This window comes from Marinobacter bohaiensis (assembly GCF_003258515.1).
GTDB lineage: Bacteria > Pseudomonadota > Gammaproteobacteria > Pseudomonadales > Oleiphilaceae > Marinobacter_A > Marinobacter_A bohaiensis.
The window spans coordinates 1,790,965-1,803,423 of the sequence record NZ_QGEH01000001.1 but is presented as its reverse complement, the minus strand read 5'-3'; the positions used below and the strand labels follow the sequence as shown (position 1 = coordinate 1,803,423).

Sequence of the window (12,459 nt, the reverse complement as noted above, 5' to 3'; positions counted from 1 at the left end):
GCGGCTCGAGGGCCGGAGTCATCGACTGCATACAGGGACGAAAGGGACGGCTGGCTCCGTATCGTTCACCATCCGATGAGACGCGCACTGGGCTGGCGCGAAAGACGGCTGATTATTATTTGCTCACACGCTGAAAGCGTAGCAGACATTCAGGTCGTGGGCATTGAAAGCGACGATGGCAGGCGGTGAAGGCCGTTCAGTCAGCGGAGTCGCCCAGGATACGCGTCAGGGCAGCGCCGAGCGACGCGCTGACGCACTCGACGGTCTGGGCCGCATCGAGAACGTGATAGCGCGCCGGCCATTGTTCTGCCCGCGCCAGGTAGGTCCGGCGAATGCGCTCGAAAAAGTCCACCGTTTCCTGTTCGAAGCGATCCAGCTCGCCCCGCTTGCGGGCCCGCGCCATCCCCACTTCCACCGGAGCATCCAGCAGGACCACGTGATCCGGCCGCATCGCGCCCTGGACCAGGTTCTCGAGCTGCTCGATGGCCTGTATCGACAGCCCGCGACCGCCGCCCTGATACGCGTATGTCGCGTCCGTAAAGCGGTCGCACAGCACCCAGCGCCCGGCGGCGAGGTGAGGACGGATCAACTGGTTCAGATGCTGCGCACGAGCGGCGAACACCAGCAGCAGTTCGGTCAGGTCATCCATACGCTCATCGCGCGGCGCCAGCAGGACCTCGCGGATGGTTTCCGCCAGCGGCGTACCGCCAGGTTCGCGGGTGACCACAACGTCTACCTGACGCTGCTTCAGCCACTCCTCGGCAAAGCGGAGCTGAGTCGACTTGCCAACCCCTTCGGTACCTTCAAAGGTAATGAAACGACCGCGACTCATTCCTGCTCCGCCTCGCTGGATGGCGGCGATGAGCGATAGTCATCACGCCGCTGGAGTTGGTACTGACGGACCGCATTCTGGTGTTCCCGGAAGGTTCGCGAGAACACGTGCGAGCCATCGCCCCGGGCCACAAAATACAGGGTATCACCCTCTTCCGGGTGCAGGGCGGCATGAATCGCCTCCCGGCCCGGCAGGGCGATGGGCGTGGGCGGCAGGCCGGCAATCCGGTAGGTGTTGTAGGGCGTCGTGGTACGCAGGTTCCGGCGGGTGATGTTGCCGTCGTAGTCATCCCCCATACCGTAGATCACCGTGGGGTCGGTCTGCAGGCGCATGCCCTTCTCCAGCCGGCGCACGAAAACACCGGCAATCTGGCCGCGTTCCCGGGGCACGCCGGTTTCCTTCTCGACGATGGAGGCCATGATCAGCGCCTCATAGGCAGACTCGTACGGCAGATCGTCGGCGCGACCGGCCCATTCTTCATCGAGAATGGACTGCATCCGATCGTAGGCGCGCCGCAGGATATCCAGATCGGACTCATGCCCGGTGAACACATAGGTATCCGGAAAGAAACGCCCCTCGGGATGCTGGTCCGGATGCCCCAGCCTGGCCATCACGTCTTCATCCGAAAGGCCGGTCAGCTCGCGGGTCAGATGGCCGTGCGCCGCCAGCGCTTTGCGAAGGTCGCGGAAGCGCCAGCCCTCGATGAACTGCACCTGCCAGGTCTTGGTGTCGCCACTCACCATTTTGTCGACCATGGTCAGCGCGGTATCGCCACCGGTGAACTCGTAGGTTCCCGCCTGGACCAGATTCCGATCCCGATGCAAGCGCCCCCAGAGACGCAACCACAGGGAATCGTCGAGCAGCCCTCGCTGCTCAAGCTGGCGCGCCACGCCACTGAAGCTGCTGCCGGGAGCAACTTCAAACAGCACCGGCTGGGCCAGGGTCACCGGTTTTTCCAGGGTCTTGAAACCCTGCCAGAGCCAGATGCCCGCAGCGCCGATAACCAGTACCAGCAACAACAGGCCAGAGAGAAAGACACGTTTCAACAAGATCAGGATCCAACTGCATCCGCCAGAAAGGATCGGATTGTGGCAAGGCGCTCCGTGATAGGCAACCGCTGCTCGCTGATCCGTTCGATTGCGACGCCACCGACGACACTGTTGGTCAGCAAGAGGCCGGCAAACTCCGGGCGGGTCATATCGGCGTCCGTGACCGCCCGCTCCTCCAACGACAAGCCCAGGTCCGGCAACGCCTCCAGCAAAGCCTCCCGGGCGACACCGGCTACTGCCAGCTCTCCGGCAGGGGGCGTGATGCAAACCGTTCCAACCAGCGCGATCAGGTTGGTCCGGGAGCCTTCGACAAGGGCGCCATCCACGTCGGTCATGAGCGTTTCCCAAGCCCAGTCCGGCATGGCGCGGCTGGCCATCACCTGCGGCAGGCGGTTGAGGTGCTTGATACCCGCCAGCAAGGGATCGATAACCAAGGGATGCGACCAGATGTCGACGGCCACCGGCGCCTCAGGCACCGCTGGCACGGGGCTGTGAGAGATGATAAGGCAAGGGTGCGCCGGCTCCGGCGGGCGATAGCCGCGGCCGCCAACGCCCCGGGTCAGCAACAGCTTGAGGACCCAGGGTGCGGGCCCGGCGTATCGCTCGACGGCGCGCTCCAGGGCATCGGCCAGTTCGGCATGGGACACCGAAATACCGAGCCGGGCCGCATCGCGCTGCATGCGACGCAGGTGGCGTTCGCCAAGCGAGGCGACGTGACCGTTGATCCGGATGGTCTCAAACAGTCCGTCGCCGTAGGCCAACCCCCGATCCAGGGGAGGCACACCGTCGGCGTCGGCCCAGAGACACTCAAGCACGGTGTGATCAGCCGTCGTGGCGACGGAAAATCAACGTGCCGTTGGTGCCTCCAAAACCGAAGGAATTGGACAGCGCGGCGGAGATGCTCGCTTCGCGGGCTTTGTGCGCGACGAAGTCCAGGTCACAACCCTCATCCGGGTTATCCAGGTTGATGGTCGGCGGTAACACGCCATCGCGCAGCGCCAGCAGCGAGAAAATCGCTTCCACAGCCCCCGCCGCACCCAGTAGGTGGCCGGTCATGGACTTGGTGCTGGACATCGCCAGCTTCCGGGCGTGATCACCGAACACGGCCTTGACCGCATCCACTTCCGCCACATCGCCCACCGACGTGGAGGTTCCGTGGGCGTTGATGTAGCCAATCTCGGACACGTCAATTCCGGCATCCCGGATAGCGTTGCTCATGGCGCGCTGGGCGCCCTCACCCGACGGCGCCGTAATATGGTGGGCGTCATCGCTCATGCCGAAGCCGATCACCTCGCCGTAGATGGTCGCACCGCGACGCTTGGCGTGTTCCAGCTCCTCAAGAACCAGCACCCCGGAGCCGTCGCTGAGGACGAAACCATCGCGGTCCTTGTCCCACGGCCGGCTGGCCTTTTCCGGCTCGTCGTTACGCGTGGACAAGGCCCGCGCCGAGCCGAAGGCGGCAATACCGGTGGGCGTGGTCGCCATCTCCGACCCGCCCGCCAGCATCACGTCCGCGTCGCCGTACTGGATCGTGCGCGCGGCGTAGCCGATGTTATGGGTGCCGGTGGTACAGGCTGTGGTGATGGCAATATTCGGGCCCTTGAAGCCAAAACGGATAGCGACATTGCCCGCCACCATGTTGATGACCGAGGCCGGCACGAAGAAAGGCGACACCTTGCGGGGCCCCTTGTCTTCCAGAATCAGAACGTTCTTCTCAATGTATTCCAGGCCTCCGATGCCGGAGCCAATCGCAATTCCGACCCGATCCGGATCGGCCGCGTTCTCGACGTCCAGCCCGCTGTCCTGCACCGCCTGGGTGGCCGCTGCGATGCCGTAGTGGATGAAGGCATCCATCTTGCGGGCATCCTTCGGGCTCAGATAGGTTTCCAGGTCAAAATCCTTGACCGCTCCGCCAATCCGGGTGTTGAAGTCGGTTGCATCGAATCGCTCGATGGGGCCGATGCCGCTCTTGCCTTCGCGGATACCCGCCCAGGATGAAGCCACATCGCTGCCCAGCGGGGACACCATACCGAGACCGGTGACTACGACACGTCGTCCAGAAATCATTGATTCACCTATTGCTTTACGAATGCTGCCGTGGTGCGACCCTTGCCGCTACCGCTCAGCGCTTTCCTTGGGTAGTTATTATCCCGCCATCCCACCCCGCCACCAATCGGCGGAAGGTAGAATGCGTTATCGAGCCGCAACCCGCGGGTTTATCGCAAATACGGGTGACGCTTTTGTGACAGCCCGGCTGCACCGGGGAGGCACAACGAACAATTGGCACGAATCCCGGCGGATTCGCACCAATAAAAAAGCCGTCCTTAATAATCCGACTAAGGACGGCTTCTGCTTGGCTTTCAATACTGGCTGAGTATCAGGTGTGCGCGACGATGTAGTCGATCGCGTCCTGAACGCTGGTCAGCTTCTCGGCTTCCTCATCGGGAATCTCGGTCTCGAACTCTTCTTCGAGGGCCATTACCAGCTCAACAGTGTCCAGTGAATCCGCGCCCAGATCCTCTACGAAAGAAGAAGTGTTCTGAACTTCAGACTCCTTGACGCCCAGCTGTTCACAGACAATCTTCTTCACGCGCTCTTCGACTGTACTCATATTTTCCTCACTTAATTCGCAACCAAGCACTAATTTTGCGTGCAGTTTAGTGTAATCCCCACCCGCAAACAAGCAGGGTTTGAAGCTAAAGACTTGTCGTTCAACGAATTACCACAAGCCCCATTATCCCATGAACATGCCGCCGTTCACGTTAATGGATTCGCCGGTGATGTACGCCGACTGCTCGGAGGCCAGGAACCCGACCACCGCAGCGACCTCTTCCGGCTCGCCCAGACGACCCGCAGGAATGACATTCATCATAGCCTCCCGCTGACTGTCGTCCAGTTTCTTCGTCATATCGGTATCGATGAATCCGGGCGCCACACTGTTGACCGTGATACCACGGTTGGCCATCTCTTTCGCCAGGCTGCGGGTCATCCCCTCAACACCGGCTTTGGCCGCACAGTAATTGACCTGCCCTGGGTTACCCATACCGGCAACGACAGAACTGATGTTGATGATGCGACCCCAGCGGGCCTTGGCCATACCACGCAATACCGCCTTGCTGGTGCGGTAGATAGCGCTGAGGTTGGTGTTGATGACCGCATCCCAGTCATCATCCTTCATCCGCATCAACAGGTTATCGCGGGTAATCCCCGCGTTATTGACCAGGATCACCGGCGCGCCGGATTTCTCCGTGATGGCCTTGATCCCGTCGCTGATGCTGTCCGCGTCGGCAACGTTCATCACGATGCCGTAACCGCCCTTCTCCGCCAGCGCCTGGCTGATTGCCTCGGCGCCAGACTCGGAGGTCGCGGTGCCGACGACGGTAGCACCGCCGTCTGCGAGTTGTTTAGCAATTTCCCGGCCAATACCTCGACTGGCCCCGGTAACCAGGGCTACCTTGCCTTGCAGCGACATAACGTCGTTTCTCCTGAAAACTTAACCGTTTACGCCATCCAGCGCTTTTTGCAGCGTGTCCGGCGTTTCAATGCCAAACACGGACAGATTGCGATCGATTCGCTTGGCCAGCCCGGCCAGCACCTTGCCCGCACCGCACTCGATCGCCACCGACGCACCCTCTTCACTCAGATAGCGCACTGAATCGGTCCACAGGACCGGGGAGTACAGCTGCTGCAGCAGGTTTTCCTTCAGCGTATCGCTGGACTGTTCCGGCGCCGCATTGACATTCTGCACCACCGGGATGACAGCGTCGTTGAAATCCACCTCATCCAGCGTCTTAGCCAGCTCGTCGGCCGCCGGCTTCATAAGGGAGCAGTGGGATGGCACGCTGACCGGCAGCGGCAGGGCCCGTTTGGCCCCCTTTCCTTTACAGATGTCGATGGCGCGATCCACGGCCGAAGCGTTACCCGCAATGACCACCTGACCCGGTGCGTTGAAGTTGACGGCCGCGACCACTTCGCCCTCAGCGGCTTCCTCGCAGGCGGCGATGACAACGTCGTCTTCCAGCCCCAGCACCGCCGCCATGCGGCCCTCACCGGCTGGCACCGCACTCTGCATCAGTTCGCCGCGCAGACGCACCAGCTTGACCGCGTCGAAGAAATTCAGGCTTTCGGCAGCCACCAGGGCACTGTATTCGCCCAGACTGTGACCGGCTAAGAACTCCGGGCGCGGACCTCCGGCCACGAACCACTGCCGCCACAGCGCGATGCTTGCCGTGAGCAGCGCAGGCTGGGTAATCGCGGTGGAATTGAGGTCTTCCTCGGGACCGTTCTTGCAGATCGACCACAGGTCAAATCCGAGGACCTGGGAGGCTTCATCAAAGGTCTCGGCAATGATCGGCCAAGCCTCAGCGGCATCGCCAAGCATACCAACCGATTGTGAGCCCTGACCCGGGAAAAGAAATGCTGATTTCATGGCGCTCAGTCTACCCCTGTTTGGTGTTCTGTAAGATTAGCCAATGGTACAAGCCTTGCAGACACAAAACACGGGGTGTCAGATCATCCATTCGTCCAGTTGCTCATTGATGCGACGAGGCACTTCCAGCTTCACTTCGCGAAACGCCTGGCGAATGGCCGCGAGCATGGCCCGCTCATTGGCATTGCCGTGGCTCTTGATCACCACGCCCTGCAGCCCAAGCAGGCTGGCGCCGTTGTGGCGGGAAGGGTCGATGGTTTTCAGGAGGCGCGTCAGAGTGGGGCGCGCCAGCCAGCCGATGATGCGCCCGTAGAGCGTGCGGGTAAAGGTCTGATCCAGCAGCTCCATGAGCATGCTCGCCACACCCTCACCGGTCTTGAGGGCGATATTGCCGACAAAACCGTCGCACACCACCACATCGGCGACGTCGCGGAACAGGTCGCTGCCCTCCACGTAACCAATGTAATTGAGCGTCTCGCACTGGGCCAGCATATGCGACGCCAGGCGCACCTGCTCGTTCCCCTTGATCTCCTCCTCGCCCACATTCAACAGGGCCACGCGCGGCTCCTGCAGGTTGTTAACCGCCGCCGCCATGAGTGACCCCATGAGCGCGTACTGGTAGAGGTTCTCGGCGCTGGCATCGACATTCGCGCCCAGGTCCAGTACATGGCAGCGACCACGCAGGGACGGAATCAGCTTGACGATGGCTGGCCGCTCGATCCCCGGATACATGCGCAGCAGGGAGCGACCGAACGCCATCAGAGCGCCCGTATTACCGGCACTGACGCACCCCTGGGCTTCGCCATCGCGCACCAGTCGCAGGGCAACGGCCATGGAAGAATGCTGTTTGTGACGCAGGGCGTGGGAGGGGCGTTCGTTCATCCGGACCGTGTCAACGGCCTCGACAATCCGGATACGGGGATGGGGCTCAGACAGAAAAGCCTCAAGCTCACTCTGTTGTCCAACCAGAATGACGCTCAAGGCTTCGTTTTCGCGCACCGCATCAAGCGCTGCGGATACGGCAACGGCCGGCCCGCGATCACCGCTCATGGCATCGATGGCAATGGTGATGGAATTCACCGTTTACCCACTATGCAACATGCAATCAATGAATCAGGGGCCGCCGGCGCCGTCACGCCCGACGATTACTCGTCGCGCGCTTCAACCACCTGCTTCCCACGGTAGAAACCGTCGGGAGACACGTGGTGACGACGATGCACTTCACCTGTGGTGGAATCCACAGACAGGGCCGCAGTGCCCAGCGCATCGTGAGAACGACGCATGCCGCGCTTGGAGCGGGTCTTACGGTTCTGTTGTACAGCCATGGTATAAACTCCTGAGCTATTAAACTATCAATGCGTAAACAATCAATGCGCCGACACCGGACCTGCCCGGTGACCGACCTGTTCCGCGACGCACTGCGAATCAGTGATCGTCTTTTTTCTTGAGTTCCGCCAGAACGCTGAACGGATTCTCGCGCTGCTCCGGTTCGTCGGCCGGGTTTTCGTCAACCTGACCTTCAAGCGACTCGAGCGTTTCCGCTGCCGGGCACTGATCCCGCTCATGCAACGGATAGGGCGGCATTGCCAGCAACAGTTCGTCTTCGACCAACTGCCAGAGATCCGCCTCAAAGCTTTCAATCAGGAAAGGTTCAAGTTCACGCGGCAACTGACGCGCCTGTTCGTCACTGATCACCAATCCCAGCTTGAACGTGGAGTTGAGCGTGGTCTGCATGGGCGACATACAGCGCTGGCACTCCAGCACAACCGGTGCTTCCAGACGCCCTTCAACAACACGGCGCCGTTCCGCATCCATTCCAAACTGCAAATGCACTCGGACATCGCCTTCCACTTCCTGCAGCAAACCTGCAAAACGAGAGAGGCAACGCAACGCAATGACCCCTTCCAGATTCGCTTTCTGTTCAGCGAATTTGTTCGGGTCAACGATCCGGGGCAGCTCGGCATTCGACATAGGCGCGCAATTTTAGGGCCCAACCCCCGCCCTGTCAAAGGCTTCTGCCCGTTATTTCGGCAACTACCAGCCTTTCCACAACCGGATACAATCAAGGAATCAGGATTTCGGCCATTTCCCGAGTCAGGTATTCTGAGTCTCGCTTTAACCTTTCAACTCTGACGCCCCGGATCGCCATGCTCCCTAAACCACTGTTGCTCGCCTCATCCTCGCCTTATCGAAAAGCACTGCTGGAACGCCTGCGGCTGCCGTTCACGTGCGCCTCCCCGGATATCGACGAAACACCGCAACCGGGAGAGCGCGGGGAAGAGCTGGCCCTGCGACTGGCCGAGGAAAAAGCGGCCGCCCTCGCCGAGCGCCATCCCGGACACCTGATTATCGGTTCGGACCAGGTGGCGGAACTGGCCGACGGAACGCTGCTGGCCAAACCCGGCAGCCATGAGACCGCCTGCCGACAACTGGCGGCCTGCAGCGGCCAGTCGGTCCTGTTCCTGACAGGGCTGGCGCTGACCGATGCCGATTCCGGCAACACCTGGAGCCTGGTGGAACCGTTCCGCGTCCACTTCCGCGACCTGAGCGAGGAGCAGATCGACCAGTACCTCAACGTGGAGCAGCCCTACGACTGCGCCGGCAGCTTTCGAATGGAGGGACTGGGCATCGCCCTGTTTCGCAGTTTCGAGGGGCGCGACCCCAACAGCCTGATTGGCCTGCCACTGATCGCGCTTATTGACCTGCTGGCCGAACAGGGCATCGAACCGATTGCCGCGGCCTATCGCAACTCCAGACGGGACTGAACCAGCGTGTCGGCCAGACCACTGCCAACCGACACACCCAGCTCCTCGATCAACTGCTTGAAGGGAGACGGCCGGCGACTGTAATCGATCAGTTCTTCGGCACCCACGATATCGCGGGCCACGTAGCTGGCACTGCCAAGGCCGTCGACCAGCCCCAGATCCTGCGCCTGCTCACCGGTCCACACCAGGCCGCTGAACAGCTCGTCGCTTTCCTTCAGGCGATCGCCACGCCCTTCGCGCACTTGCTCGATGAACTGCTGATGCGTGGTTTCCAGGACGTTTTGCCAGAAATCGACTTCGCCCGGCTTCTCGGGTGAAAACGGATCCAGGAAAGCCTTGTTCTCGCCGGCCGTATAGAGCCGGCGCTCGACCCCCACCTTGTCCATGAGCCCAGTGAATCCGAACCCGCCGGCCACGACGCCAATCGATCCCACCAGACTGGCTTTATCGGCATAGATCTCGTCCGCGGCCACGGCGATGTAATAGGCGCCGGACGCCCCGATATCGGAGATCACCGCGTAGACCTTCTTGTCCGGGTGCTCCGCCTTGAGACGCTCAATCTCGTCGTTGACGTAACCCGCCTGCACCGGACTGCCCCCCGGACTGTTGATGCGCAACACCACCGCCCGGGCATCCGGGGCCTCGAACGCATCCCGCAGCGCTCCCACGATATTGTCGGCACTGGCCTCTTCATCGGCGGCGATGGGGCCGTTGATCTCTACCAGAGCGGTATGAGGCCCCGCGGAGGCATCCAGCCCCTCACTCACCGGCCCGCGCAACATGAACAGCAGCGCAAAAAGGTAGATAAAGGTGAGCGCCTTGAAGAAGATCCCCCAACGCCGACTCTTACGCTGCTCCGACTGCAGCGACATGACCAGCTTCTCGATCAGCTTCCAGTCCCGACCTTTGTCCGTGCTCTTGCTTGATGCATCCGCTGTGTTTTGCTCGGAATCCCATCCCGACCGTTTATCACCATCCCAATCAGACATGCTCGCTTCCTTACTGCGTTATCGTTAGACCGTTCGTATCAATCGCCCGCTGGACCCGGGACGCCTCACGCCGATGTGTCGAGCTCGAGAGCCCGCCGCAACCCCGGCACATCCTCGACAATCGCCTGCGGCGCATAGAGCTCGAGACGGTCGCGCTTATGAACACCCCACTCCACGCCAATGGCCGGCATCCCGATTCGCTGGGCCATCTCCATGTCGTAAACCGTATCCCCGATCATCACGGCCTCATCGGGCGCGATATCAAAGTGCGCCAGGATCTCATGCAACATCGCCGGATCCGGCTTGGAGCGGGTCTCGTCGGCGCAACGGGTGATAGCGAAGTGCGGCCCCAACCCACTCGACGCAAGCGCCCGCGTCATCCCGCGGCGACTTTTCCCGGTCGCCACCGCCAACTGGGCACGGCCGGTTTTCAGGTCCACCAACAATTCACCGATCCCGGGAAAAATATTCTGCGGCGCGGTTTTCTTGGTAAAGAAGTGCCTGGCGTAGCCCTCCCGCATCGCCTGCACCTCCGCTTCACTCATACCGGGATACAGCGTCTGCAGCGCCTCCACGATGCCCAGACCAATGATATCGCGATAGGCATCCATCTCGCGGGCCGGGAATCCCAGCTCGGTTGCCGCCTGATGCAGACTGCCGGCGATATGATCGACGGAATCGATGAGGGTGCCGTCCCAGTCAAAAATAACGACTTTCGGGGTCACGAATACTCCTTCTCTTTGCACAATCTGATTCTGGTCTGCCGCCTGGCTACTCCGGACCTGCCGCCTGGGCGGCTCGCCGGGCTTTCAACCGCTCCAGCAGCTGCTCGAAGACCAGTTCGTAGGCCGCCTCGAACCTTGCCGTTTCGCCGTTCGGCAGCGTCAGCTCGAGCGCAAAGGCATGGAGCATCAACCGCTGACCACCCTGACTTCGAAATGCCTTGAGACTGACATCATCCATATACTTGTCGTCACCCGCTATCGGATGACCGGCAAAAGCCGAGTGCACACGGATCTGGTGGGTGCGACCGGTGACCGGAAACGCCTGGACCAGGCTGTAGCCGTCGAACAACTCCAGCACACGGTAGCGGGTCAGCGCCGTTTTGCCGGCGTCCGACACCCGCACCATCCGCTCCCCCGAACGCAACTCGAATCGCTCCAGCGGGACATCCACCTCGGTGCGCCCTGCGGGCCAATGCCCCGCCACCAACGCGTGATAATGCTTGGTGACGCGTTTGGCGCGGATCTCGTCCTGCAGATGCCGCAACGCCGATCGCTTCTTGGCCACCATAATCAAACCGGAGGTATCGCGATCGAGCCGGTGCACCAGCTCGAGAAAGCGCGCCTCCGGCCGCGCCGCCCTGAGCGCCTCGATCAGACCGAAACTCAGGCCGCTGCCGCCGTGCACGGCCATCCCCTGGGGCTTGTTGACGACCAGGAGATCGTCGCTTTCGAACAGGATCGCCGCCTCCACCAGCTTGCGAACGCGGGCACCCGGCACCGGCGCCGGCGGCTTCTCCTGGCTGACCACTGGCGGGATACGCACCTGGTCGCCAGCCGTCAGGCGCGTGTCCGGCTTGGCGCGCTTTTTGTTGATGCGCACTTCGCCCTTACGCACGATCCGATAGACGACGCTCTTGGGCACCCCCTTAAGCTGGGTCAGCAGGAAGTTGTCCAGCCGCTGCCCGGCACCATCCTCATCGATGGACACCCAACGCACGCTGGTCTTGACGGGCTCGGCCGCCTTCGGCGACGCGGACTGTGGCCGGGCGGCGGGCTTGGCCGCTTCGCGCCGGGCACGCCTATCCGTCCCGGCGGACGGACTGGCTTTGCGGTTGACGGGACGCGAGCGGCCGGGACGGTTTCTTGCGGGTTTCTGCCTGGGCATAGTGAGGTGGCATTCCGGAGGTTCTGTGCAGGATTGACGGCCCGAAACATTGCTGTTATGTTCCGGCCTGCTTTTATGCTCTAATCGACCTCATACAGTAAGGTAATCGATCCAAGCGAGCCGGAAGTATACCGACACGAGTCAAGACTTTGAATGCTGGCGGCCCGAGACAGACTAGGCCGTCGCGCAGAGAGCAGAAGGCACCGCCTCGACGCCTGTTGATCCATGGGGATCCGGGGTTTGAAGGTGGACATGTTCAATCCGCACGGAAAACCGGCGGGTGACATCGCGAAGAATCATTTGAATCACGCCGGCCCGGGCCGTCCAGCTTATGAATATGACGTGAGACCTTGGAGCCGGTGTGAACTTGAACTGGATAGTATGTTTCAACCGACACTGAATCGTTACGGTTTTTCCCCGCAAACGCAGGAGCAACAAGCCGTGAGTGTTCTCAGACCCCTGGAGCGGCTTGCCGCCCACGTCTGACTGTGTCCGGCTGTTGTCA

The 12,459-nt window shown here is 61.5% G+C and carries 14 protein-coding genes; 1 reads left to right on the top strand and 13 read right to left on the bottom strand.

Features of this window, described 5'->3' with window-relative positions; all coding sequences use genetic code 11:
• Positions 1–196 precede the first annotated feature (196 nt).
• The 10 genes from tmk to DKK67_RS08040 all read right to left on the bottom strand — a co-directional run bounded on the left by tmk (position 197) and on the right by DKK67_RS08040 (position 8,281).
• Complete coding sequence (gene tmk / locus DKK67_RS08085; protein WP_111495865.1) at positions 197–832, bottom strand: dTMP kinase; 636 nt, start codon at positions 830–832, stop codon at positions 197–199.
• The gene (gene mltG, locus DKK67_RS08080; RefSeq protein ID WP_111495864.1) at positions 829–1,881 is read right to left on the bottom strand and encodes an endolytic transglycosylase MltG; all 1,053 of its coding nucleotides are present in this window, start codon (positions 1,879–1,881) and stop codon (positions 829–831) included. Before mltG ends, tmk begins: the two co-directional genes overlap by 4 nt.
• A 2-nt stretch (positions 1,882–1,883) precedes the next feature.
• Positions 1,884–2,696 (bottom strand): aminotransferase class IV, encoded by an 813-nt coding sequence (locus DKK67_RS08075; protein WP_111495863.1) that lies wholly within the window; start codon positions 2,694–2,696, stop codon positions 1,884–1,886.
• Positions 2,697–2,703: 7 nt separating this feature from the next.
• Positions 2,704–3,945, bottom strand: coding sequence for a beta-ketoacyl-ACP synthase II (gene fabF / locus DKK67_RS08070; RefSeq protein ID WP_111496815.1), 1,242 nt, complete (start codon positions 3,943–3,945; stop codon positions 2,704–2,706).
• Positions 3,946–4,258: 313 nt separating this feature from the next.
• Positions 4,259–4,492 (bottom strand): acyl carrier protein, encoded by a 234-nt coding sequence (gene acpP, locus DKK67_RS08065; protein ID WP_095609555.1) that lies wholly within the window; start codon positions 4,490–4,492, stop codon positions 4,259–4,261.
• A 123-nt stretch (positions 4,493–4,615) separates the two neighbouring features.
• A complete protein-coding gene (fabG, locus tag DKK67_RS08060; protein WP_111495862.1) occupies positions 4,616–5,353 on the bottom strand; it encodes a 3-oxoacyl-ACP reductase FabG in 738 nt (245 codons plus the stop codon).
• Positions 5,354–5,374: 21 nt separating this feature from the next.
• Positions 5,375–6,310 (bottom strand): ACP S-malonyltransferase, encoded by a 936-nt coding sequence (gene fabD, locus DKK67_RS08055; protein ID WP_111495861.1) that lies wholly within the window; start codon positions 6,308–6,310, stop codon positions 5,375–5,377.
• A 78-nt stretch (positions 6,311–6,388) separates the two neighbouring features.
• Positions 6,389–7,390, bottom strand: coding sequence for a phosphate acyltransferase PlsX (gene plsX / locus DKK67_RS08050; protein ID WP_111495860.1), 1,002 nt, complete (start codon positions 7,388–7,390; stop codon positions 6,389–6,391).
• A gap of 65 nt (positions 7,391–7,455) precedes the next feature.
• Positions 7,456–7,635, bottom strand: coding sequence for a 50S ribosomal protein L32 (gene rpmF, locus DKK67_RS08045; protein WP_111495859.1), 180 nt, complete (start codon positions 7,633–7,635; stop codon positions 7,456–7,458).
• A 100-nt stretch (positions 7,636–7,735) separates the two neighbouring features.
• Complete coding sequence (locus tag DKK67_RS08040; RefSeq protein ID WP_111495858.1) at positions 7,736–8,281, bottom strand: YceD family protein; 546 nt, start codon at positions 8,279–8,281, stop codon at positions 7,736–7,738.
• A 176-nt stretch (positions 8,282–8,457) separates the two neighbouring features.
• Between DKK67_RS08040 and DKK67_RS08035 the strand changes: the two genes are divergently transcribed.
• Positions 8,458–9,075 (top strand): Maf family protein, encoded by a 618-nt coding sequence (locus DKK67_RS08035; RefSeq protein WP_111495857.1) that lies wholly within the window; start codon positions 8,458–8,460, stop codon positions 9,073–9,075.
• Here DKK67_RS08035 and DKK67_RS08030 read toward each other — a convergent pair.
• The 3 genes from DKK67_RS08030 to rluC form a co-directional block, all read right to left on the bottom strand.
• Positions 9,051–10,064 carry a S49 family peptidase gene (locus DKK67_RS08030; protein ID WP_111495856.1) on the bottom strand — a complete coding sequence of 338 codons (1,014 nt, stop codon included), beginning with the start codon at positions 10,062–10,064 and terminating at the stop codon, positions 9,051–9,053. The genes DKK67_RS08035 and DKK67_RS08030 overlap by 25 nt on opposite strands.
• A gap of 65 nt (positions 10,065–10,129) precedes the next feature.
• Entirely contained in the window at positions 10,130–10,789 is a 660-nt protein-coding gene (locus tag DKK67_RS08025) for an HAD family hydrolase (protein ID WP_111495855.1), read from the bottom strand.
• 46 nt (positions 10,790–10,835) lie between these two features.
• On the bottom strand, positions 10,836–11,786 hold the full coding sequence (rluC, locus tag DKK67_RS08020) for a 23S rRNA pseudouridine(955/2504/2580) synthase RluC (RefSeq protein WP_228160543.1): 951 nt from the start codon (positions 11,784–11,786) through the stop codon (positions 10,836–10,838).
• Positions 11,787–12,459: the final 673 nt, after the last annotated feature.

Bases quoted from the DNA above. Each gene is read 5' to 3' on its own strand.
- DKK67_RS08035 (WP_111495857.1), top strand. From the start codon at position 8,458: ATGCTCCCTAAACCACTGTTGCTCGCCTCATCCTCGCCTTATCGAAAA.
- fabG (WP_111495862.1), bottom strand. From the start codon at position 5,353: ATGTCGCTGCAAGGCAAGGTAGCCCTGGTTACCGGGGCCAGTCGAGGT.
- rpmF (WP_111495859.1), bottom strand. From the start codon at position 7,635: ATGGCTGTACAACAGAACCGTAAGACCCGCTCCAAGCGCGGCATGCGT.
- acpP (WP_095609555.1), bottom strand. From the start codon at position 4,492: ATGAGTACAGTCGAAGAGCGCGTGAAGAAGATTGTCTGTGAACAGCTG.
- DKK67_RS08040 (WP_111495858.1), bottom strand. From the start codon at position 8,281: ATGTCGAATGCCGAGCTGCCCCGGATCGTTGACCCGAACAAATTCGCT.
- DKK67_RS08030 (WP_111495856.1), bottom strand. From the start codon at position 10,064: ATGTCTGATTGGGATGGTGATAAACGGTCGGGATGGGATTCCGAGCAA.
- tmk (WP_111495865.1), bottom strand. From the start codon at position 832: ATGAGTCGCGGTCGTTTCATTACCTTTGAAGGTACCGAAGGGGTTGGC.
- fabD (WP_111495861.1), bottom strand. From the start codon at position 6,310: ATGAAATCAGCATTTCTTTTCCCGGGTCAGGGCTCACAATCGGTTGGT.